Annotated in this window: 20 protein-coding genes and 1 riboswitch; of the genes, 8 read left to right on the plus strand and 12 right to left on the minus strand. The window is 64.3% G+C overall.

All coding sequences use genetic code 11. The annotated features are described in order from the left end of the window. Positions 1–20: 20 nt before the first annotated feature. Positions 21–812, minus strand: a complete 792-nt coding sequence (locus tag H6X51_RS14315) for a class II glutamine amidotransferase (RefSeq protein ID WP_185268187.1) — start codon at positions 810–812, stop codon at positions 21–23. 138 nt (positions 813–950) lie between these two features. On the opposite strand from H6X51_RS14315, the gene zapE reads away from it, so the two are divergent. Continuing rightward, positions 951–2,084: a cell division protein ZapE gene (gene zapE / locus H6X51_RS14320; protein ID WP_185268188.1), complete on the plus strand. Its 1,134-nt coding sequence runs from the start codon at positions 951–953 to the stop codon at positions 2,082–2,084. A gap of 59 nt (positions 2,085–2,143) precedes the next feature. Here zapE and yghU read toward each other — a convergent pair whose 3' ends face one another. From yghU to hrpB, 9 genes are all read right to left on the minus strand, one after another. Then, positions 2,144–2,983 carry a glutathione-dependent disulfide-bond oxidoreductase gene (gene yghU / locus H6X51_RS14325; protein ID WP_185268189.1) on the minus strand — a complete coding sequence of 280 codons (840 nt, stop codon included), beginning with the start codon at positions 2,981–2,983 and terminating at the stop codon, positions 2,144–2,146. 123 nt (positions 2,984–3,106) lie between these two features. Beyond that, positions 3,107–4,183: a sulfate/molybdate ABC transporter ATP-binding protein gene (locus H6X51_RS14330; RefSeq protein WP_185268190.1), complete on the minus strand. Its 1,077-nt coding sequence runs from the start codon at positions 4,181–4,183 to the stop codon at positions 3,107–3,109. 10 nt (positions 4,184–4,193) lie between these two features. After that, entirely contained in the window at positions 4,194–5,084 is an 891-nt protein-coding gene (gene cysW / locus H6X51_RS14335; protein ID WP_185268191.1) for a sulfate ABC transporter permease subunit CysW, read from the minus strand. A 10-nt stretch (positions 5,085–5,094) separates the two neighbouring features. After that, positions 5,095–5,925 carry a sulfate ABC transporter permease subunit CysT gene (gene cysT / locus H6X51_RS14340; protein ID WP_185268192.1) on the minus strand — a complete coding sequence of 277 codons (831 nt, stop codon included), beginning with the start codon at positions 5,923–5,925 and terminating at the stop codon, positions 5,095–5,097. Positions 5,926–6,127: 202 nt separating this feature from the next. Beyond that, entirely contained in the window at positions 6,128–7,144 is a 1,017-nt protein-coding gene (locus H6X51_RS14345) for a sulfate ABC transporter substrate-binding protein (RefSeq protein ID WP_185268193.1), read from the minus strand. Positions 7,145–7,362: 218 nt separating this feature from the next. Continuing rightward, a complete protein-coding gene (locus H6X51_RS14350; RefSeq protein WP_185268194.1) occupies positions 7,363–7,542 on the minus strand; it encodes a DUF2292 domain-containing protein in 180 nt (59 codons plus the stop codon). A gap of 213 nt (positions 7,543–7,755) precedes the next feature. Then, positions 7,756–8,328: a TMEM165/GDT1 family protein gene (locus H6X51_RS14355; RefSeq protein ID WP_328795679.1), complete on the minus strand. Its 573-nt coding sequence runs from the start codon at positions 8,326–8,328 to the stop codon at positions 7,756–7,758. 25 nt (positions 8,329–8,353) lie between these two features. Beyond that, positions 8,354–8,535, minus strand: a riboswitch (yybP-ykoY riboswitch). A 26-nt stretch (positions 8,536–8,561) separates the two neighbouring features. Further along, on the minus strand, positions 8,562–9,581 hold the full coding sequence (locus tag H6X51_RS20355) for a methyltransferase (protein ID WP_185268196.1): 1,020 nt from the start codon (positions 9,579–9,581) through the stop codon (positions 8,562–8,564). 387 nt (positions 9,582–9,968) lie between these two features. After that, complete coding sequence (gene hrpB / locus H6X51_RS14365) at positions 9,969–12,509, minus strand: ATP-dependent helicase HrpB (RefSeq protein ID WP_185268197.1); 2,541 nt, start codon at positions 12,507–12,509, stop codon at positions 9,969–9,971. A gap of 123 nt (positions 12,510–12,632) precedes the next feature. On the opposite strand from hrpB, the gene H6X51_RS14370 reads away from it, so the two are divergent. The 6 genes from H6X51_RS14370 to H6X51_RS14395 all read left to right on the plus strand — a co-directional run bounded on the left by H6X51_RS14370 (position 12,633) and on the right by H6X51_RS14395 (position 17,899). Further along, the gene (locus H6X51_RS14370) at positions 12,633–13,043 is read left to right on the plus strand and encodes a polyribonucleotide nucleotidyltransferase (RefSeq protein ID WP_185268198.1); all 411 of its coding nucleotides are present in this window, start codon (positions 12,633–12,635) and stop codon (positions 13,041–13,043) included. After that, positions 13,043–13,927, plus strand: a complete 885-nt coding sequence (locus tag H6X51_RS14375) for a cation diffusion facilitator family transporter (RefSeq protein WP_185268199.1) — start codon at positions 13,043–13,045, stop codon at positions 13,925–13,927. The genes H6X51_RS14370 and H6X51_RS14375 overlap by 1 nt, the downstream gene beginning before the upstream one ends. A 320-nt stretch (positions 13,928–14,247) precedes the next feature. Continuing rightward, positions 14,248–14,736, plus strand: a complete 489-nt coding sequence (locus H6X51_RS14380; protein ID WP_185268200.1) for an Lrp/AsnC family transcriptional regulator — start codon at positions 14,248–14,250, stop codon at positions 14,734–14,736. Positions 14,737–14,763: 27 nt separating this feature from the next. Beyond that, entirely contained in the window at positions 14,764–14,961 is a 198-nt protein-coding gene (locus tag H6X51_RS14385) for a DUF2788 domain-containing protein (protein WP_185268201.1), read from the plus strand. Between the two features lie 74 nt (positions 14,962–15,035). After that, a complete protein-coding gene (locus H6X51_RS14390; RefSeq protein ID WP_185268202.1) occupies positions 15,036–16,688 on the plus strand; it encodes an acyl-CoA dehydrogenase family protein in 1,653 nt (550 codons plus the stop codon). 599 nt (positions 16,689–17,287) lie between these two features. Then, on the plus strand, positions 17,288–17,899 hold the full coding sequence (locus tag H6X51_RS14395; protein ID WP_185268203.1) for a pseudouridine synthase: 612 nt from the start codon (positions 17,288–17,290) through the stop codon (positions 17,897–17,899). A 145-nt stretch (positions 17,900–18,044) separates the two neighbouring features. On the opposite strand, the gene H6X51_RS14400 is transcribed toward H6X51_RS14395, so the two are convergent. Continuing rightward, complete coding sequence (locus tag H6X51_RS14400) at positions 18,045–21,167, minus strand: efflux RND transporter permease subunit (protein ID WP_185268204.1); 3,123 nt, start codon at positions 21,165–21,167, stop codon at positions 18,045–18,047. 74 nt (positions 21,168–21,241) lie between these two features. Then, on the minus strand, positions 21,242–22,402 hold the full coding sequence (locus H6X51_RS14405; protein WP_185268205.1) for an efflux RND transporter periplasmic adaptor subunit: 1,161 nt from the start codon (positions 22,400–22,402) through the stop codon (positions 21,242–21,244). Between the two features lie 198 nt (positions 22,403–22,600). Between H6X51_RS14405 and H6X51_RS14410 the strand changes: the two genes are divergently transcribed. Then, on the plus strand, positions 22,601–23,164 hold the full coding sequence (locus H6X51_RS14410) for a TetR/AcrR family transcriptional regulator (RefSeq protein WP_185268206.1): 564 nt from the start codon (positions 22,601–22,603) through the stop codon (positions 23,162–23,164). Positions 23,165–23,381 lie beyond the last annotated feature (217 nt).

Raw genomic sequence — 23,381 nt, forward strand, 5'->3', positions numbered from 1 at the left:
GGGGTGTAGCGCCCCCCGCGCTACGCCGGGTCGCCTCGCAGCACATTTCCCTGCATCAGCGTCTCGCCGCCCTGCCACAGCCGCCACTCCCCCGGCTGATAGCCGTGCCACTGCTCGTTGCTGGTCAGCGGCTCGGTGGCAATCACTGTCACCACATCGTTCGGCGTGGTGTGCTCACGGAAGTCCACCGCCACCTCCAGGTCCCGCAGGTGAGCCGGGCCGAAGGGCGCGCGGCGGGTGATCCAGGACAGTTTGCTGGAGCACAGGGTGAACAACCACTCGCCGTTGCTCAGCAGCAGGTTGCACACGCCGCGGGCGAGATAGCCGGCGCAGGTTTCGGTCAGGCAGTCGAGAATGTCTTCCCGGCTCGGCTGCTGGGCAAAGCGCGCCCGCAGGCGGTTCAGCAGATCACAGAAGATCGCTTCGCTGTCGGTATTGCCGACCGGCTGGAAGGGCCCCTCCCCGGCAGCGAAATCATTGATCTGGCCGTTATGCGCGAAGGTCCAGTACTGCCCCCACAACTCCCGGGTGAACGGATGGGTATTGGCCAGGCTGACCCGGCCGACGTTGGCCTGGCGGATATGACAGATGACGTTCTCGGATTTGATCGGATAGCTCTCGATCAGCTGGGCGATAGCCGAACTGTGGCAGGGCGCCGGGTCATGGAAACAGCGCACCCCGCGCCCTTCGTAGAAGGCCACACCCCAGCCATCGCAATGCGGCCCGGTACGGCCGCCACGCTGCATCAACCCGGAAAAGCTGAAACAGATATCCGTCGGCACGTTGGCACTCATGCCCATCAATTCACACATGCTTTCTCCTCACTTACCCTGCCAGCGGGCAATCGGTCATGGTACTGCAAACGCCGCCAATCAGCCTCGTCTATTACTGCAAGAGCAGCCCACCCAGCGGCTGGTATCGCACCGGCAGCTGGGCCATCATATGCCCCCATGACATTCTCCCCTGCTTCTTCACCATTGCAATCCTGGCACCAGGCCCTGGAGCAGGGCTTCGTAGCCGACACGGCCCAGCAAAAAGCGGTCCTGGCGCTGCAGGCCCTGCACCAGTCCCTGCATGACGGCAGCACCACGCCGGCACCCATGGGCGTCTACCTGTGGGGCCCGGTAGGCCGGGGCAAGACCTGGCTGATGGACAGTTTCCACAACAGCCTGCAGGTGCCGAGCCGGCGCCAGCACTTCCATCATTTCATGCAATGGGTGCACCGCCGCCTGTTCGCCCTGACCGGCAGCGCCGATCCGCTGAGCATCATCGCCCGGGAACTGGCTGCCGAGGCGCGGGTACTGTGTTTCGACGAGCTGTTCATCAATGATATCGGCGATGCCAGCATACTCGGCCGACTGTTTCTGGAGATGTTCGCCCAGGGCATGGTGCTGGTCGCCACCTCCAACCAGCCACCCCAGCAGCTATATGAACATGGCCACAACCGCGAGCGCCTGCTGCCAGCCATCGCTGCCATACAGCAGCACATGCGGGTGCTGCAGGTGGATGGCGGACAGGATCACCGTCTGCACCCGGCACAAGCGGTTCAGCGTTACTGGGTGCGGGACGAGCAGGCGCTGGCCGGGCTTTTCGACCAGTTGTGTGAGGGACAGAGCTGCTCTGACCGCCCATTGACCGTCAACCACCAACAGCTGCATCCCCTTCGCCACTGCGCTACGGCCATCTGGTTCGACTTCTCGCAGCTGTGCGAGCAACCGCTGGCCGCCCAGGATTTCATGGCGCTATGCGACCGCTACCCGGTCATTCTGCTGGGCCGGGTTCCCGGCCTCAGCGGCACACTGCGCGAAGCAGGCATCGCCCGGGGTACCGAGGATGCCGTGGAGCAGGTGCAGGCCGGGGATCGGGTGCTGCCACCACTGACCCGCCAGGACGATAGCGTGCGCCGGCTGATTGCCTTGGTGGATGAATGCTATGACCGACGGGTACCGCTGTATATCGAGGCGGACGTGCCGCTGGATGAGCTGTATACCAGCGGCGCGCTGACTTTCTCCTTCCGCCGCACCCTGAGTCGCCTGACGGAAATGCAGTCAGAGCGCTTCGGGGCAAATGCTGTTTCCCCCTGAGGTGTAGCGCCCTCGGTTCGTGTTCGGGCGCTACGCCAGGCAGACCGGGAAGCAGCCGCTCAATCAAAATCCTCCGCCGAATGCCGCTCCGGCACCTGCTCGTCCAACTCGCCCCAGGTGCGGTTGACCTTGCGCCCGCGCTCTACCGCCGGACGCAGCCCAATCTCTTCCGCCCAGCGCAGTACGTGGGTATAGGTGTGGGCTTCAAGGAACTCCGCCGCCCCGTAGACCTGGTTGGTCGCAACGCCGCCATACCAAGGCCAGATGGCCATGTCGGCGATGCTGTACTGGTCCCCGGCAATATAGCGATTGTCGGCCAGCTGCCGGTCGAGCACATCCAGCTGACGCTTGACCTCCATGGTGTAGCGGTTGATCGGATACTCGAACTTTTCCGGCGCATAGGCGTAGAAATGGCCGAAGCCACCACCGAGCAGAGGCCCGCTGCCCACCTGCCAGAACAACCAGTTGAGACACTCGGTGCGCCCGCGGATATCCTGCGGGATAAAGGCGCCGAACTTCTCGGCCAGATACAGCAGGATGGAGCCGGACTCGAACAGCCGCAGCGGCGGATTCACGCTGGTGTCGAGCATGGCCGGGATCTTCGAGTTGGGGTTGACCCCGACGAAGCCGCTGCCGAACTGGTCGCCTTCGCTGATGCGGATCAGCCAGGCATCGTATTCGGCCTCGGCGATGCCCAGCTCCAGCAGCTCTTCGAGCATGATGGTGACCTTGACCCCGTTGGGTGTGGCCAGCGAATACAGCTGCAGCGGATGCTTGCCGCGCGGCAGCTCACGGTCATGGGTCGGGCCGGCGATCGGACGGTTGATGTTGGCGAACTGGCCGCCATTGTCCTTGTCCCAGGTCCAGACCCGGGGCGGTGTGTAGGTGTCGTTGCTCATCGTATCCTCCCATAGTGGTTCCGACGGCAGACGCCCGTCGGGAACAATGCCATGCAGGGATACTACCTGTGGCCGGCACGGCTGACCACCGGGTCAGCCAGGGACTGGCCTTGCCGGTGCCGCTCAACCCGCCTGCAGCTCACCGTCCTCCAGGAACACCCGGCTGTTGACCGGCCTGATCCAGGCATCACTGCCCTGCCCCAGGCCCAGCTCGCGGAAGCGGTGCTTGGTCAGCTCGGCCTGCACCACGCTTTCGCTGTTGTCGGTGCGCAGTTCCAGGCGCACGGTCGGGCCGACCACCGAGACCAGTTCGATCTGCGCGTGCAGTGCATCGTCACGGCGGTCACCCAGCACCTCGATATCGTGCGGGCGCACATAGGCCAGAGCCCGACTGTCACGCTGGCCGGCGTATTCCGGAGCGGCCAGGCTGACACTGCCGATGCGCGCCACACCATCCTGCACCCGGGCATGGAACAGGTTGACGTTGCCCAGGAACTGGTAGACGAAGGGGTTGGCCGGATTGTCGTAGACCTGTTCCGGGCTGCCATCCTGCTCCACCTTGCCCTTGTTCATCACCACCACCCGGTCGGAGACTTCCAGCGCCTCTTCCTGGTCGTGGGTAACGAACACGCTGGTGACGTGGATTTCATCGTGCAGCCGCCTGAGCCAGCGGCGCAACTCGGCGCGCACCTTGGCATCCAGCGCACCGAACGGCTCGTCCAGCAGCAACACCTTGGGTTCCACAGCCAGCGCCCGGGCCAGGGCGATACGCTGTCTCTGCCCGCCGGACAACTGCGACGGCAGGCGATCGGCGGTCCAGTCCAGCTGCACCATCTCCAGCAGGTGCATGACCTTCTTGCGGATCTCCGCCTTGCTTGGCCGCTGGCTGCGCGGCCGGACGGTCAGGCCGTAGGCGACGTTCTCATACACGCTCATGTGCTTGAACAACGCATAGTGCTGGAACACGAAGCCGACACCGCGATCACTGACATGCAGGTCGGTGGTGTCCTGGCCGTGAAAGCGGATACGTCCGCTGTCCGGCTGTTCCAGCCCGGCGATGATACGCAGCAGCGTGGTCTTGCCCGAGCCGGATGGCCCGAGCAGTGCGGTCAGTTCACCATCGTTGAGGGTGAGGCTGACATTGTCTACAGCGACGAAGTCGCCGAAACGCTTGTTTACCCGATCGATCTCAATGCTCATATCAGCTCTCTCAATGACTGGCGATAGCTGGACGATTACGCTCATCCAGCCACTCGACGAAACTCTTGACCGCGATGGTGACCAGCGCCAGGCCGGTCAGTAGCGACGACACAGCAAAGGCGGCGGTGAACATGTATTCGTTGTACAGCACCTCGATATGCAGCGGCATGGTGTTGGTCTCGCCGCGGATACGCCCGGACACCACCGCCACCGCGCCGAACTCGCCCAAGGCGCGGGCGTTACACAGGATCACTCCGTAGATCAGCCCCCACTTGATATTCGGCAGGGTCACGTACCAGAAGGTCTTCCAGCCGCTGGCCCCAAGGGTCAACGAGGCTTCTTCCTCTTCCTTGCCCTGCTGCTGCATCAGCGGGATCAGCTCCCGGGCGATGAACGGCATGGTGCCGAAGGCGATCACGATGACGATACCGGGCACGGCAAAGATGATGCGCATATCGTGGGCCGCCAGCCAGGGGCCAAGCCAGCCCTGTGAGCCGAACAGGATGACGAAGATCAGCCCCACCACCACCGGGGAGATGGCAAACGGCATGTCGATCAGCGAAATCAGGATCGGCTTGCCACGGAATTCGAACTTGGCGATGGCCCAGGCAGCGGCCACGCCGAACACCAGATTGATCGGCACCACGATCAATACCACCAGCAGCGACAGGCGAATCGCCGCCAGCGCATCCGGCTCGCTGATCGCCGCCCACCACACCTGCAGCCCCTGCTCGAAGGCGCCGTAGAGCACCACCAACAGCGGTAGCACCAGGAACAGGGCGAGGAAGGTCAGGGCCACGCCGATCAGCGTCCAGCGTACCCAGGCTGGTTCTTCGGTGGCGCGGCGCCAGCGGGCGGCCAGTTCCGGGTTGGCCACATGGGTCAGGGTTTGCGTCGTCATGCGGTTATCCTCACAGGCCTCGACGTTGGGTCCACCACTGCAATCCATTGATCAGCAGCAGCAACAGGAAGGCGGCTACCAGCATTACCGTACCGATGGCGGCAGCGCCGTTGTAGTCGTACTGCTCGGCCTTGGCCACGATCAGCAGCGGGGTGATCTCGGTGCGATACGGCATGTTGCCGGAGATGAACACCACCGAGCCGTACTCACCCACGGCGCGGGCAAAGGCCAGTGCATAGCCGGTCAGCAGCGCCGGCAACAGCGATGGCAGGATCACCCGGCGGATGGTGGTAAAACGGCTGGCGCCCAGGCTAGCGGAGGCCTCCTCGCGTTCGGCCTCCAGGTCCTCAAGCACCGGTTGTACGGTACGTACCACGAATGGCAGGCCGATATAGGTCAGCGCGATCACCACCCCCAGTTGCGAGTAGGCGACCCGGATGCCGAACACATTCAGGTACTGCCCGACCCAGCCGGTCGAGGCATACAGGGTAACCAGCGCGATACCCGCCACCGCGGTGGGCAGCGCGAATGGCAGATCGACCAGCGCATCGACAATCTTCTTGCCGGGAAAGCGGTAGCGCACCAGCACCCAGGCAACCAGGGCACCGAACACCAGGTTGATGGTCGCGCCGATCAGCGAGGCACCGAAGGACAGTTTGTAGGACGCCACCACCTGCGGGTGGCTTACGGCGCTCCAGAACTCATCCCAGCTCATCAGCGAGGTGTACAGCAGCAGCCCGCCTACCGGAATGAGAAAGATGAAGCCCAGATACAACAGGCTGAAGCCCATGGTCAGCCCGAAACCGGGTATGACCCGTCGTTGCTTGGCGGAAAAGAACATGCATCACCTCGAAAAAAGCCCGGGCGTTGGCGCCCGGGTTATGTAAAAGCGCCGGTCGGTGTACTGCAGCCCCCTCTCCCCCTGCCCCATTACTCGCACTGGCGTGCTCGCCCTTCGGGCCAGCCTTCGGCTGTTCTGCGCTTCGCTTGTCCCGCAAGGGGAGAGGGGGGATCTAGGGCTGGGCTACAGAGGTCCGGGCTGATCAGCGTCTGGCGATGTTTTCCAGAATGCTGTCGAAGTGGCCACCGTCGTTGAAGTGCTCGTTCTGTGCCTTTTCCCAGCCGCCGAACACCTCGTCGATACCGAACAGTTCGACATCGACGAACTTTTCAGCGAACTCCTTGGCGATCTCCGGGTTGCTCGGGCGGTAGTAGTGCTTGGCCGCAAGACGTTGCGCGTCATCGCTGTACAGGTACTGCAGGTAGCCTTCGGCAGTCTTGCGTGTACCCTTGCGATCGACGTTCTTGTCGACCACCGTCACCGGCGGCTCGGCGAGGATGCTGACCGAGGGCACGACGATCTCGAACTGGCCCTTGCCCAACTGTTCTACCGACAGGTAAGCCTCGTTTTCCCAGGCAATGAACACGTCACCCAGACCACGCTGGACGAAGGTGTTGGTCGCACCACGGGCACCCGGGTCCAGTACCGGCACATTGGCGAAGAGCTTGCTGACGAAGTCATAGGCCTTGTCCTGGTCACCATTATTCTGCTTCAACGCATAACCCCAGGCGGCCAGGTAGTTCCAGCGTGCCCCACCGGAGGTTTTCGGGTTGGGGGTGATGACTGCCACGTCATCGCGCACCAGGTCGTCCCAGTCCCTGATGTTCTTCGGGTTGCCCTTGCGCACCAGCAGCACGATGGTCGAGGTGTAGGGCGAGCTGTTCTTGTCCAGACGGCTCTGCCAGTTTTCCGGGATCAGTTGGGCGTGCTGGCGCAGCGCGTCCACATCATAGGCCAGTGCGAGGGTCACCACATCGGCATCCAGGCCGTCGATCACCGAACGGGCCTGGGAGCCCGAGCCACCGTGCGATTGACGCACGGTAACGGTATCGCCGGTTTGCTGTTTCCAGTAGTCGCCAAACGCCCGGTTGTACTCGCGATAGAATTCGCGGGTCGGGTCATAGGACACGTTCAGCAGGGTGATATTGTCCGCCAGCACGGAGCCGGCCAGCAGAGTGGCGAGGCCACCCACCAGGGTATTGCGCAGAATTTTCTTCATGATAAGCACTCGGTAAAAGCAATCAGGGAAGCGTTCAGGGTCGGTTTGCTTACCGACACATTCGTCCACTGGTGCTGTTACAGAGTCGGGTCTGACTGGATGCGGCAAGCCGTGTCATGGTGTTCTCCATGTTGTAGTGTCGGTTGCACACACCTCTGGTGTTCCAGTCGGCGGGTGGTTACTGAAATCGTGTTGGCACTGTCCCGTGGTCGGGTAATTCAGGACGTTCGGGTTGGCGGCTGGAAGCGGATCTTTTCCTTGCGTTCGATCTGCACCACTTGGCCGTTGTGCAGGGTAATCTCCACTGCACCGAACTGAATGCTTTTCAGCGCTTCAGCAATGGCGGCCAATACCTTCTGATCGTCCACAGCCGCATGCAATTGGGTTGTTGCGGTCATGGTCTTGCTCCGGATCATGGATTGATACTTGCGTATCGACGGAGCAGATAGTAGACGGGAAACCGATATAGCGAAAAATACTATTTTGGAACTTATATATTCTTTTGGAGAATATAAAGTAAGACCAGCCACGGGTTATCGAGCCCCCGCTCGACGACAGCGGATCGGGCACCCATCCCCCCTGGGCGCCCGGTCACGCTGGAGCAGGCAGGCTCAGCCGACGGCCAACGCCTGCCAACCGGCATACAGTCCCAGCAGCAGGAAGATCAACGCGGTGATCCGGCGAATCAGGTCCAGCGGCAGCTTGCCGGCTGCGGCATTGCCGAGAAACACCACCGGGACGTTGGCCAGCATCATACCCAGGGTGGTACCCAGCACGACCCACAGATAGGCATCGAACTGCGCAGCCAGGACCACGGTGGCGACCTGGGTCTTGTCACCCATTTCCGCCAGGAAGAAGGCCACCAGCGCCGCCATGAAGGCGCCGTAGCGGCTGATCGGCGGGGTGTTGTCATCATCGAGCTTGTCCGGCACCAGCGTCCAGGCGGCAACAGCGATAAAGCTCACCGCCAGCAGGCTGTACAACCAGGTATCGCTGAGCAACTGGCCAACCAGTTGGCCAACGGCACCGGCCAGCGCATGGTTGACCAGCGTTGCCAGCAGGATCCCCCAGACAATCGGCCAGGGCCGACGAAAACGCACCGCCAGCAGCAGCGCCAGCAATTGGGTCTTGTCGCCGATCTCTGCCAGCGTGACTACCCCGGTTGAAACAAGTAAGGCTTCCACGGATATTCCATAAGAGGGCGGGTCGACCATTCCAATGACATACGAACACCCCCGCCCTCGGCTGGTGCGCATATGTCAAAGGTCTCGTCAAACCCAGTCACCCGAAGTGACGGCGGGTCGCAAACGCCACGGCCTGCGGGCCGAATATGTTGACGTTTGCCTTTGGAAGGCAGGCTTCCGGAGAGACTACTCCCCTAAGACGGCGGCAACTTTAGCAACTACCATCGGCCGAATCAACCCGGCGCCACCGCCGAGTACACCTTGAATCTGCTGTTCTCACGCAGCACGCGGCATTGGCCGATATGCGCCTCAATCAGCGGCGGGTACTTGAGAAAGCCATTGGCGACGATGCGCAGCTCGCCACCCGGCAACAGGTTGCGGGTCACCTCGTTGAAGAATTGCTCGGCGACACTGGTGTCATGGCGGATGCCGGTATGGAATGGCGGATTGCTCACCACCGCGGCGTAGCGGCCATGCACATCGCCCAGGCCATCGGAGGGGTAGACCTCCGCCTGCACCTGGTTGCGGCGCAGGGTCTCGCCGGCGCAATACAGCGCCAGCGCATCGACATCCACCAGTTCGAAACGGCAACCGGGATTGCGCCGCGCCAGCACCGTGGCCAGCACCCCGGCACCGCAGCCGAAGTCCAGCACCTTGCCGGTGGGCAGCGGCGCCAGTTCCTCCAGCAACAACTGGCTGCCCTCATCCAGCCGGCCATGACTGAACACCCCCGGCAGACTCAACAGTTCAACGCTCTGGTCGGGGAATTCCAGGGTGATGCTCTGCTGCCAATCCTGCAGCCGGAAAGGCGCGGCGTCGCCATGCACGACGCTGCGCCACAGCTGGCAGTGCCGCGCCGAATCGAGCTTCTCGATGGCGCTGCCGTGGCTGGCCAGCAGCTTTTCCGCGCGGCTGATGCCGCCCTTCTTCTCCCCGACCAGATACAGCGGACACCCGGCCCGCAGCAGCGGCACCATCTGCGCCAGGGCGAACTCGGCCCGCTCGATGGCCTTGGGCATCACCAGGATGGCGCCGTCCAACCCTTCAACCTGCGGGCAGAGGTGGGAAAACCTCAGATGCCCTTGCTCCAGGTTGGCACCCAGACCCTGCTGCACGAAGTAATCCCAGGTCCAGACATGCCAGTCGGCGGGCAACTGGCGGGTCAGCCCATCCACGGGGGGATTGACCAGCAGCAGGCGTTGACCGGCGAACAGTTCGGCGCTGCGTTGAAGAATCTGGCTGGTGTTGTCCACGGGCGTACTCCGAAGGTGAAACGGGGCTGGGCATTGTACGCGCGCCCGTCACTCTTCACACCCCCGTCATCCTTCACACACCCTCATCCTTCCCGTCTCCCGTCATCCTCAGTACACCGCATCCTTCGCTTCTCTCCGTCATCTTCGCTTCTCCCTCGTCATCCTTCGCGCAGGCGAAGGATCCAGGGTGCCGGCTGACTCGGAGTGGCCTGTGGATACTTCGCCTTCGCGAAGGATGACGAGGTGAGGCAAAGAGCAATCCCACCAGGATGACGAGGTGAGGCAAAAAGCAATCCCGCAAGGATGACGGGTTTTGGGAGAGATGTCGGCTTAAGTGAACACCTTTACGACCTGAGCCGGGGACGCCGGGGTCAACAGGCTCCCGTATCACCCCTTTCGCGGTTTGGCCCGCGTGGTCGGCTCGGCCTGCAGCGGATCATCCGGCCAGTAGTGCTTGGGGTAGCGGCCTTTCATGTCCTTCTTCACCTCGGCATAGCTGCCGCCCCAGAATCCGGCCAGGTCCTGGGTCACCTGCACCGGCCGGCGCGCCGGTGACAGCAGGTGCAGCTTGAGCGCCAGCCGCCCACCGGCGATCCGCGGCGTATCGGTGCTGCCGAACATTTCCTGCAGACGCACCGCCAGCACCGGCGGCTGTTCACTGTAGTCGATGCGGATACGCGAGCCGGTGGGTACCGTCCAGTGGGTCGGGGCCTGTTCGTCGAGTTGCTGGGGCAGCGGCCAGGGCAGCAGCCCGGCGAGTATCGCACCCAGCTCCAGCCCGGCAAAGTGCGCCAGCCGGCTGACCCTGTCCAGGTAGGGTTGCAGCCAGCTTTCCAGGGTATCGAGCAATGCCTGATCGGACAGGTCCGGCCAGGTACTGTCCCGCCCCGCCTGCAGGTCCAGCTGGCGCAGCAGCATGATCCGCGCCTGCCACTGGCGCAGCGCCGGGGTCCAGGGCAACAGGGTCAGGCCCTGGCGGCGCACCACGCCACACAGGGCGCGGCTGCGCTGGGCCGGATCGATGGCGCTCAGCGGCTCACGACTGAACACCAGCGAGCCGATGCGCCGTTGCCGCTCGGCAACCAGGGTTTCGCTGCGGGCATCCCATTCCAGGGTCTGCTCGGTGCTCAACAGCTCCGGCAGGTATTCCTCCAGCTGCTGCGGCTGCACCGCGGCGGCCAGGAAGATGCGCGCATTGCGCTGGGCGGCGTGGCCACCGAGGCTGGCCACCACCAGCCATTCCTGCTGCTGCAGGCTGTCGACCTGGGCAAAGCCCGCCGCGCGGCCATTGGCCAGGCGGTAGTCACTGCCCTGCTCGCCACGCCGCCGGGCGATACGATCCGGGTAGGCCAGCGCCAGCAGCAGGCCGGCCCAGCGCTCGCTGTGCGGTTCGGCCAGGGCATGCGAGGCGGCAGTGCCGGCGATCAGCCGCTGCCATTGTTCAGCCAGTTGCCGGGCACGTTGCAGCGCGCCGCGGTCCAGCGCCGGCTCGCCGCGTGGTGCATCGAATGCGGCCAGCCGGCGGCTGATATCGGCATCCTCCACGCCGCGCAGCAGGTCCCGCTCACCGAGTATCGCCGCCAGCCGGCAGGCCAGGCGCCCCAGGCCCAGGCTCTGGCCACGCACCAGCATATGCGCCAGGCGCGGGTGCATCGGCAGCGCGGCCAGTGCCGCGCCATGCCCGGTCAATTGCCAGCCGGTTGCAGTGGGCTGCAGCGCCCCCAGTTGCACCAGCAGGTCGCGGCCCTGCTGCAGTGCGGCGGACGGCGGTCGATCCATCCAGCGCAACTCCGCCGGATCATCGATACCCCATTGCGCCAGTTGCAATGCCAGCGGCGCCAGGTCCGCCTGCAGGATCTCGGCCTGCCCCTGGGCCACCAGCTGCGCATGCTGGTCCGCCGACCACAGCCGGTAGCAGACGCCCGGCTCCATGCGCCCGGCGCGGCCGGCACGCTGCTCGGCGGCGGCACGGGAAATACGCCGGGTGTGCAGCCGGGTCATGCCCGATACCGGGTCGAAGGCCGGCTCGCGGCACAGGCCCGAGTCGATAACCACACGCACGCCTTCGATGGTCAGGCTGGTCTCGGCGATCGGCGTGGCCAGCACTATCTTGCGCCGCCCCGGCGACGCCGGGCTGATGGCCTGGCGCTGGGCGGTGAAATCCAGATCGCCATACAGCGGAGTGATATCCACATCGGCACGGCTGGCCAGGGCATCCTGCAGGCGGCCTTGCAGCCGGCGGATTTCCGCCGCGCCCGGCAGGAACACCAGCAGGCTGCCGGTCTCGGTGGCCAGCGCCTGCAGGATGAGCCGCTCCAGTTGCGGTTCCAGCGGCTGGCCGGGCACGGCCGCGGCGCCATGCTCGATGCGCACCGGATACTGCCGGCCCTCGCTGCTGACCAGGGGTGCGTCATCCAGCAGGCGGCTGACCCCGGCGGCGTCCAGCGTCGCCGACATCACCAGCAACCGCAGCGGATGATCCTCACGCAGGTACTGTTGGGTCTGCAGGCACAGCGCCAGGCCCAGGTCGGCATCCAGGCTGCGTTCATGGAATTCGTCGAAGATCACCAGGCCCACGCCCGGCAATTCGGGATCGGCCTGCAGCAGCCGCTGCAGAATGCCCTCGGTCACCACTTCGATACGGGTGGCGGCGCTGACCCGCGTTTCCAGGCGGATACGGTAGCCGACGGTCTGCCCCACCGGCTCGCCAAGCATCTGCGCCAGGCGCTCGGCGGCAGCGCGCGCGGCCAGCCGGCGCGGCTCCAGCAGGATGATCTTCTGCCCGGCCAGCCACTCACTGCGCAGCAGCGCCAGCGGCACCAGGGTGGTCTTGCCCGCGCCGGGCGGCGCCTGCAGCACCACACAGGGATGGGTCGCCAGTTGCCGGTCCAGTTCGCCCAGCACGGCCTGTACGGGAAGGTCGCTCATCGGCTCTCGCAGTCAGGGTAAAGGCGGCATTATACGCCAGCGGATACGCCGCCAGCTTCAAGCGCAGGCAGCAGCAGCGTATAGTGGCATCTGTGTCATCATCTACCACCCATGAGGAATGAAATGCGCCTGAAGGCTCTGGCCAGCGTTCTGCTGAGCGCCACTCTGATTACCCAACTGTCCGCCTGCGGCACCCTCTTCTACCCGGAACGCCGGGGCCAGATCAGTGGTGAGATCGATCCGGGCGTGGCCATTCTCAACGGCATGGGCTTGCTGTTCTATATCATCCCCGGACTGATCGCCTTCGCCGTGGACTTCGCCACCGGGGCCATCTATTTTCCCGACGAGCGCTACACCCTGGCGCCGGAGCGCCTGAACCAGGCAGTCGACGCCGAGGGGCAGGTCGATCCGCTCAAGCTCAAGGCCATCCTGCAACAGGATCTGGGGCTGCAACTGCCGCTGGAGCAGGCCCGCCAATTGTCGCACCCGCCAGCTGAGCAACTGGCGCTGCTCGGCCTGCCGGCGCGCGGCTGATGGTGGACGACGCCACCTCCCTGACCCAGCGCAATGCCCGCTTGCTGCGCCAGGCGACCTATGCCTCGGTGGCGGTGGCGATCACGCTGATCGTGCTCAAGGCGGTGGTCTGGTTCATGTCCGGTTCGGTCAGCCTGCTGGCCTCGCTGATCGATTCGCTGATGGATGCCGGCGCCTCGTTGATCAACCTGATCGCGGTCAGCTATGCGCTGACGCCGGCGGACAAGGGCCACCGCTTCGGCCATGGCAAGGCCGAGGCCCTGGCCGGCCTGGCCCAATCCGCCTTCATTGCCGGCTCGGCGGTGCTGGTACTGCTGCAGGGGATCGACCATCTGCGCAATCCCAGGCCGGTGGAGGCGGCCTGGTTCGGGGTCGCGGTGATGCTTCTGTCGATCGTCGCCACGCTGTTGCTGTTGCGCTTCCAACGCCATGTCATCCAGCGTACCGGCTCCACAGCCATCCGCGCCGATGCCCTGCACTACCGCTCCGATCTGCTGATGAATACCAGCATCATTGCCGCGCTGGTGCTCGCCTGGTACGGCCTGCCGGGTGCCGATGCGCTGTTCGGTATCGGTGTTGCGCTGTTCATCGGTTTCGGTGCGCTGCAGATCGGTCGCGATGCGGTCCAGGTGCTGATGGACCACGAACTGCCCGACGAGGTGCGCCGGGAGGCGCTGGCCCTGGCCCGCGCCGTGCCCGGGGTGATCGACGTACATGATCTGCGCACCCGGCAGTCGGGCCAGCAGTGGTTCATGCAACTGCATCTGGAACTGCCCGGCGAGTTGCCGCTGACCGAGGCCCATGAGCTGGGCGAGCAGGTGCGCCATGCGATCCAACAGCGCTTCAGCCAGGCCGAGGTGCTGGTGCACAAGGACCCGGTGTGACCTGCCATTACGCACAAACGCAAACGGCCGACGAGGTCGGCCGTTTGCGCTGGGTCCGTCGGATATCCTTGTGGAATACTGCCTGTCCCGTGGCCTCGTGGGCTGGGTAGCCGGGTGACGATCGGGTCCGGTAGGGCCTGTCGTCTCGGCGCCGCTGATTGGCGGCAGCTGATTGGACTCGCCGGCTATGGCTTGAAAACATGTGGTTATAGTACCGAGGCTGCCGCGCCATTTCTTGCCTTTTATTGCCCTCCATGGCTTATATTGCGCAATAATATCTCGCCATATACCGGGTTCCAGCAATAACGAAAGGTGAGCACATGCATGACAACAATCTCGACCGTTATGACCTGAAGATCCTTGCCGCACTGCAGCAGGATGCGCGCATCAGCAACCAGGAGCTGGCCGAGCGGATCGGCCTGTCGCCCTCGCCCTGTTCGCGGCGGGTCAAGCAACTGGAGGAAAGCGGCTATATCACCCGCCAGGTGGCGTTACTGGACCCGCACAAGCTCGGCCTGACGCTGACCGCCTTCGTGATGATCGGCATGGACCGGCATACCCCGGACCGCTTCGCCGGTTTCGAGGAAACCATCCGCAAGTGCCCGGAAGTACTGAGTTGCAGCCTGGTCACCGGGATGGATGCCGATTACCAGCTGCGGGTGGTGGTCCCCGACATGGATCATTATCAGCAGTTTCTGCTGGGCACCCTGACCCGCATCGAGGGGGTCTCCAGTGTGCGCTCCAGTTTCGTGCTGAACCAGGTGGTATCCAGCACGGAATTGCCACTCAATCACCTGGTCAACCAATAAACATCTTTTTCCCATTAGGAGATCATCGTGTCCTACGAAGAATTCGAAGCCCTTGCCCTGCCCCTGACTCTTTTCGCCCTGGTCGCCTTCATGGCGTTCATCGTCTGGGACCTGGCGAAGAAGTCCAAGGCCGGACGCTATGGCACCATGGTGCTGTTCTTCGCCCTGGGCCTGGGGGTAGCAGCCTTCGTGATCAAGGAAATCGTCATCACCGTCATCGGCTGATCCCGGTGACCCCGGCCCCCTTGAATCCTGACTCACTGCGCGCATACTGGTGACACGGATAAGGAGCCACGACCATGACACCGCATACCTGTGCCGAAACCCATGAAGTCACCAATCAGGTTCCGCCATTGGATGGCCTCAACCTGTACAACAGCGATCTGCCGCTGCAGCAATGGGTGCACCGCTACCGTGGCGACTGGGCGAGCGAGCAACTGTCGGCCTACGGGCAGTTGGCCGGTGGCCCCCTGATGCAGGCCGGCTTTCTGGCCAATGCCAACCCACCGGTGTTCCACAGCCATGACCGCTATGGCCACCGCATCGATGTGGTGGAGTTTCACCCGGCCTATCATGAGCTGATGAGCGCCGGCATAGCCCACGGCATTACCAGCGCGCCCTGGGCCGACCCGCGCCCCGGCGCCCATGTCGCCCGCGCCGCGACCATGTACCTGCACAACCAGGCCGAGGCCGGCACCAGTTGCCCGATGACCATGACCTTCGCCTGCGTGCCGGCGCTGCGCCTGCAACCGGACCTCGCCGAAGCCTGGCTGCCGAAGATACTGTCGCGCCAGTACGATGCACGCAATCTGCCGATGGAGCGCAAGAGCGGATTGACCATCGGCATGGCGATGACCGAGAAGCAGGGCGGCACCGATGTGCGCGCCAATACCACCCGCGCCTCCGCGGTGGGCAGCGGCGGGCCGGGGCAGGCCTATGAGCTGGTCGGGCACAAGTGGTTCTGCTCGGCGCCGATGTGCGATGCCTTCCTGACCCTGGCACAGACCGACAAGGGTTTGAGCTGCTTCCTCCTGCCGCGTCACCGCCCCGACGGCAGTCGCAACCAGTTCTATATCCAGCGGCTGAAGGACAAGCTCGGCAATAAGGCCAATGCGTCCAGCGAGGTGGAGTTCCGCGGGGCGCTGGCGTGGATGCTCGGTGAGGAAGGCCGCGGGGTGCCGACCATCATCGAGATGGTCGCCATGACCCGCTTCGACTGCATGATCGGTTCCAGTTCGCTGATGCGCCAGGCGCTGACCCAGGCCGCCCACCACTGCGCACACCGGCTGGTGGGTGGCCGGGTACTGGTCGAACAGCCGCTGATGCAGAACGTGCTGGCTGACCTGGCACTGGAAAGCGAGGCGGCATTGGCGCTGACCATGCGTATGGCCAAGGCGCTGGACACTGCCGATGACCGGCATGAGGCCGGCTTCAGCCGCCTGGTCACCGCCATCGGCAAATACTGGATCTGCAAGCGCGCCCCGGCGATGATCAACGAGGCGCAGGAGTGCCTGGGCGGCGCCGGTTATGTCGAGGACAGCATCCTGCCCCGGCTGTACCGCGAGGCGCCGGTCAATTCGATCTGGGAGGGCTCCGGTAATGTGCAGTGCCTGGATGTGCTGCGGGCGTTGTCGAAGGAGCCGGATCTGGTCGAGATGCTGTTCACCGAGCTGGACGATGGCAAGGGCGATGCCCGGCTGCAGACGCATGTCGATGAGTTGAAACGGCATTTTGCCGACAAGGACGACATCCAGTACCGCGCCCGGCAACTGACCGAGGATATCGCCGTGGCGCTGCAGGCGAGGCTGTTGCTGGATGCAGGCAACAATGTGGTATCCGACGCCTTTATCGCCAGCCGGCTGGCGGGCCATGGCCGGGTCTACGGCACCCTGCCCCGCGGGGTGGATGTGCGCAAGCTGGTGGAGCGCAGTATGCCGCAGGGGGCTTGGTAGGTTTTTGGCTATGCTGGTGGTGATAGAGGGTGCTGTTTGGGGGTAGTGCGCTGTGATGGCGTTGGCGTTGGCGTTGGCGTTGATAAGTCTGGGGCGGGTCTGGAGTGGGGCCGCGATGACCAGCCGCCGTTGCAGAACGCGCACCCCGCCATCCATGGCGCTCGTCTACGGCCATCCCTGGCCGCAGACGGTTCTGCAACGGCGGCTGGTCACCACGGCCTGAGACTTCGGTGGTGCTGATGGATTGCAACTTCTGCGGTACTGATAGGAAACTCGACATACCGATCCAAATCTCGACTTCCTTCGCACCTCCCTGTCACCTCTCACCCCTCCTCGTCATCCTTTGCCTCTCCCCGTCATCTCTCGCCCCTTCCCCGCCTCCTTCGCCCCCTCCCCGTCATCCTTCGCGAAGGCGAAGGATCCAGGGTTCCGGCTGACTCGGTTTGGCCTGTGGGTCCTTCGCCTTCGCGAAGGATGACGGAGGGGCGGCGGGCCCGCCGCGATCGGGTACCATCCCAGACACCTGCACCAATCCCTGCATCTGGACTGCCCCGGCAAAGCTCATTAGCATGACCCTCCGCTCACAACCCCGATCGATCATGAAGCACGCCCCACGCAAACCTGCTCCAGCCCATCGCTCCGGCAAACCCCGCCGCCAGCCCACGCCTGCGCCGGCCACTCCCAGGCTGATCGCCTTGAACAAGCCGTTCGACGTACTGACGCAGTTCACCGATGGCCAGGGGCGCATGACGTTGAAGGATTTTGTCGATATCCCGGGCGTCTATCCCGCCGGTCGGCTGGACCGGGACAGCGAGGGGCTGTTGCTGTTGACCAACGATGGTCGGTTGCAGGCGCGCATCACCGACCCGAAGCACAAGCTGGCCAAGACCTATTGGGTGCAGGTGGAGGGCGAGCCGAGCGCGGAGCAGCTCGAACAACTGCGTGCCGGTCCGTTGCTGAACGACGGCCCTACCCGGCCCGCCGAGGTCGAGCGGATCGCCGAGCCGGCGCTGTGGCCACGCAATCCGCCGGTGCGTTTTCGCAAGAGCATTCCCACCAGTTGGCTGGCGATCACCATCCGTGAGGGCCGCAACCGTCAGGTGCGCCGCATGACCGCGGCCGTCGGCCTGCCGACCCTGCGGCTGGTCAGGATGCGTATTGGGGAATGGGAGTTGGGCGATCTGCAGCCGGGACAATGGCGGGAGGTCTGATTCCCGCACCAGCATCCCGGCTACGCCAGAGTGCGGTGTAATGACGGCCCCTCGCTGGTCGTCGCGCAGGCGCGCGACAACCCGGGTTGGGGTGTAGCGCCCACGATCCGTGCGGGCGCTACGTCAGCGATGTGCAGCTGCTATATCAGCCCTCAGCGTCCTGTGCAGCCGCCTGCCGCTCCTGCTTGCGGCGCGACAGGATCCAGACGAAGAACACCGGCACGAACAGCACGCCCAGGGCCGTCGCGGTGAGCATGCCGCCGATCACCCCGGTGCCGATGGCACGCTGGCTGGCTGCACCGGCGCCGGTGGCGATGGCCAGCGGCAGTACCCCGAGCATGAACGCCAGCGAGGTCATGATGATCGGGCGGAAGCGCAACCGTGCCGCTTCCACCGCCGCTTCGGTGAGGCTGCGGCCTTCGGCGTACAGGTCCTTGGCGAACTCGACGATAAGGATGGCGTTCTTCGCCGCCAGGCCGATGATGGTGATCAGGCCGACCTTGAAGTACACGTCGTTGGGCATGCCCAGCAGGGTCACCGCCAATACCGCGCCCAGCGCGCCTATGGGTACGATCAGGATCACCGACAGCGGAATCGCCCAGCTCTCGTACAGCGCCACCAGCAACAGGAACACCACCAGCAGCGCCAGCCCCAGCAGCATCGGCGCCTGGGCACCGGCCAGCCGCTCCTGGAAGGACAGCCCGGTCCACTCGTAGCCTACGCCGTGGGGCAGCTCGCTGACGATGCGTTCGATCTCGGCCATGGCCGCACCGCTGCTGTAGCCCGGCGCGGCATCACCGGAGATCTTGAATGCCGGGTAGCCGTTGTAGCGTACAAACTGCACCGGGCCGTTCTCCCACTCCATCTCGACGAAGGCGGACAGGGGCACCTGCTCGCCCTGATGATTGGGCACGTACAGACGGGTGATGTCCTCCGGCGTCATGCGGTTGTCCACATCGGCCTGCACCACTACCTTCTGCATCCGCCCGAAGTTGGTGAACTCGTTGATCAACGCCGAGCCGAAGGCGCTGGACAGGGTCGAGCTGATGGCATCGAAGCCGACGCCCAGGGTCTCGGCCTTCTGCCGGTCGATATGCAGGCGCAGCTGCGGCGCATCCTCCAGCCCTTCCATCATGGCGTAGGCGATCACCGGCGAGCTGTTGGCCTTCTGCAGCAGCTCATTACGCGCCGCGAGCATGGCTTCCCGGCCCAGTCCGCCGCGGTCCTGCAGGCGCAGGGCGAAGCCGCCCGAGGTGCCCAGGCCGTCGACCGAGGGCGGCTGCACGGCGAAGATGGTACCGTCGGCGACACCCGCCAGGCTCTGGTTGGCTCGTTGGGTTTCGGCTTGGACCGACTGGTCCTTGCCCCGTTCCGACCAGTCCACCAGGGTCGGGAACGCCAGCGCGGCGTTCTGGCCCATGCCCGAGAAGCTGAAGCCCATCACCGAGACGATCCCTGCCACGCTCGGCTGTGACAGGAAGTGCTCCTCCATCGCCTCGACGGTCTTTTCCGTACGTGGCGTGGTGGCACCCGGCGGCAGTTGCACATCGACGATCATGTAGCCCTGGTCCTCGGCCGGCAGGAAGGCCTCGGGCAGGCGGAGGAAGGAGAAGGCCAGCGCCGCGACGATCACCAGGTACACCAGCATGAAGCTGCCGGAGCGCCGGACCAGACCACCGGTGGTGCGCTGGTAGCCATTGGTCAGGCTGCCGAAGCGACGGTTGAACCAGCCGAAGAAGCCTTTCTTCTCGGCGTGCGCGCCTTTGGCGATGGGCTTGAGCAGGGTCACGCACAGCGCCGGCGTCATGCTCAGGGCCAGGAAGCCGGAGAACAGGATGGATACCGCCAGCGACAGGGAGAACTGCTGGTAGATCACCCCGACCGAGCCGCCCATGAACGCCAGCGGGAAGAATACCGCCGACAGCACCATGGTGATGCCAACGATGGCCCCGGTGATCTGTTTCATCGCCTTGCGCGTGGCCTCCTTGGGCGACAGCCCTTCCTCGGCCATGATCCGCTCGACGTTCTCCACCACCACGATGGCGTCGTCCACCAGGATGCCGATGGCCAGTACCATGCCGAACATGGTCATCATGTTGACCGAGAAGCCGAGCACCGACATCACCGCGAAGGTCCCCAGCAGACAGACCGGCACGACGATGGTCGGAATCAGCGTATAGCGAAAGTTCTGCAGGAACAGGAACATCACCAGGAACACCAGCACCACAGCCTCGGCCAGGGTAGCCACCACCTTCTTGATAGCCACGTTGACGAATATCGAGGTGTCGTAGGGTGTGGAGTACTCCATGTCTTCAGGGAACAGCGCCGATAATTCATGCAGACGCTGCTTGACCGCCTTCGCGGTGGCAATCGCATTGGCATCCGAGGTCAGCTGCACCGCCGCCGCGGCCGCCGGCTGGCCATTGAGCCGGGAGCTGAAACGGTATTCCTCGCGCCCCATCTCGACCCGCGCCACGTCCCCCAGGCGCACCGTGGAGCCGTCCGGGTTGGCGCGCAGCACGATATCGGCGAACTCCTCGGCGGTTTCCAGGGTGCCCTGCACGATCAGCGTCGCGGTCAGCTCCTGTTCGCTGGTGCCGGGCTGCTCGCCGAAGCTACCCGCCGGCACCTGAACGTTCTGCGCGGCAATGGCCCGGTTCACGTCGTCGACCGACAGGCCATAACCCACCAGGCGCGACGGATCGACCCAGACTCGCATGGCCCGCTCGGAGGAGAACATCTGTACCCGGCCGACGCCAGGCAGACGGCGGATCTCGTTATTGATGTTGCGCGCGGCATAGTCGGCCAGCCCGACCGGGTCCTTGTCGCCATCCTTGTAGCTGAGGGCGTAGATCATCAGGAAGTTGCTGCTGGCCTGCTCTACCTGTAAGCCCTGCTGCAATACCGGCTGCGGCAGGCGCGCCTCAGCACGCTTGAGGCGGTTCTGCACGTCCACCTGCGCCAGGTCCGGATCGGTGCCCGGCTCGAAGGTGACGTTGATCTCGGCCATGCCGTTGGAGCTGCTGGACGACTCGTAGTAGAGCAGGCCCTTGGCGCCGTTGAGCTCCTCCTCGATGAGGCTGGTGACCGTTTCGTTGAGAATGGTCGCCGAGGCACCGGGATAGGTGGCGTAGATCATGATCTGCGGCGGCGCCACGTTGGGATACTGGGCCACCGGCAGCGAGGGTATCGCCAGCAACCCGGCCAGACAGATGAAGATCGCCACCACGAAGGCGAAGTTGGGGCGATTGATGAAGAACTGCGGCATGCTCTTTCCTCTGCATTGGGCATTCGGTCGGGATCAACAAGGGTGAGGCGCCGGCGGCGACCTCAACGGCTGCTTCACTCCTGCGTTGCACTCTCCGACTGCTCGGCTGTCACCGGCTCCACCGTGCTGCCGGGCTGGAACTTGGCCACGGCCTCGACAATCACCCGCTCGCCCTGCTCCAGGCCGGAGGTCACCTGCCAGTCACTGCCGCGCATGGCGCCCAGTGTCACCTGGCGCTCCTGCACCTTGTTGTCCCCATCGACCACCAGCACCCGCGGGATGCTGTCGGTGCCGCGCTGCACCGCGCGCTGGGGAATGAATACCGCCGAGGGCTCGACGCCCAGCTCGGTCTGCACCCGCACATACATGCCCGGCAGCAGCACCGCATCGGGGTTGGGCAGTTCCGCGCGCAGGGTCACCTGGCCGGTGCTGCGGTCCACCGAGATATCGGAGAACAGCAGCCTTCCCTCCTGGCTGAAGCCCTGCTGGCCCAGGGTGATGCGCACCCGGGCGGCGCCGTCCTCCTGCAGCTCGATCCGGCCATCGGCAGCGGCGGCACGCAGACGCAGCAGGTCATCCACCGATTGGGTGAAATCGGCATAGATGGGGTCCAGCTGCTGGATACGCGCCATCGGTGTGGCCTCGCCCTGACCGACCAACGCACCTTCGGTGACCAGCGCCCGGCCGATGCGACCATCGATCGGTGCCGTTACCGTGGCGTAATCCAGGTTCAGGCGGGCAGTCTGCAGAGCCGCCTGGGCGGACAGTTTTTCCGCCTGGGCGCTCTTCTGCGCAGCGATGGCGTTGTCGTAATCCTGCTGACTGATGGCCCGGGCCTCGACCAGCGGCTCATAGCGCCGTACCAGGCTGTCGGCCTGGTACACACTGGCTTCAGCCCGCGCCAACGCACCACGCGCCTGGGCCACGGCAGCTTCCAGCGGCGCCGGATCGATGCGGAACAGCACATCGCCGGCCTTGACGTTGGCGCCTTCCTCGAACAGGCGCTGCAGCACGATGCCCGGAACCCGCGCGCGCACCTCGGCGGTCCGCGCCGGCTCGATACGCCCCGGCAGGTCGCCGGTCAGCATATGCGCCGCGGGCTCGATGACCTGCACCTTGGCCTGGGGCGGCGGCGGCTCCTGTTCGGCATCAGTCTGTTTCTGGCAGCCGGCAAGCGCCAGCACGATCAACGAAACGAGAATAGTGGGTCGGGAAAGATGCCATGGACTGGGCATTGTGCATTTCCTTGGTCAAAGAAGGCGGAATTAGTGCAAATGAAGGTAGACGAGCTCAAAAAACGCGATGCTACTCCCAAGAGTCATATGAATCAAACTTGATTCATATGACTCTTTGTGTACTTATGTGTAAACTCGCGGCTATTGACATCCGCCGCCCATTAGTGACAACTCGTCCACAGTTCCGTTACCAATCAGATGAAACCCGATACCGAACAAGCCCTGCTGCGCTCCCTGGCGCAGACCCTGACCGAGAATGCCAGCGCCACCCTGCAGGAAATGGCCAAGGCCGCCGGCGTGAGCCGGGCGACCCTGTACCGTTTCGCCGCTACCCGTGAACAACTGCTGGATACCCTGCAACAGCACGTAATGAGCGTCATGGCACGGATTCTGGATGACGCAAACCTGGACAGCCAGCCGCCGCTGGACGCGCTGCGCCAACTGATCGTCGGCTATATGGCGGAACGCGAGTTCTGCGCCTTCATCGTCACTCAGTTCGAGCCCTTCATTAAGCGGGATACGAACAGCCCCTTTCCGGAGGAATGTCTCATCCATGAGCAGCGCATGGACGACTTCTTCCAGCGTGGCCAGGACGCCGGTATCTTCCGCCAGGACATGCCCGCGCGCTGGCTCACCGACCTGTTCTTCGGCTTCATCCATACCCTGTGCGAATCGGAATACCGCGGCCGGATCGCCCGTGCGGACATGAAGAGGCTGTTCGAGGACATGTTTCTCAGCAGCGTATTGGCGCACCGGGACTGACTCGCCAGTGCTGGCCTGTACCGGCGACGGTGGGGGTAGGCACAGCTGCGGAACGCGCACTCCGCCATCCATGGCGCTCGTCTACGGCCATCCCTGGCCGCAGACGGTTCCGCAGCCGTGCCTACCCCCACCATCACCTACTTCTCAGCCAGCCCCCAGCGCCTGACTCAGAGACCGAAGCCAGCAACTTCCTCCAGCAGTGTTATAATCTCCGGTT

The sequence above is a fragment of the Halopseudomonas xiamenensis genome (assembly GCF_014219065.1).
Taxonomy (GTDB): Bacteria; Pseudomonadota; Gammaproteobacteria; order Pseudomonadales; family Pseudomonadaceae; genus Halopseudomonas; species Halopseudomonas xiamenensis.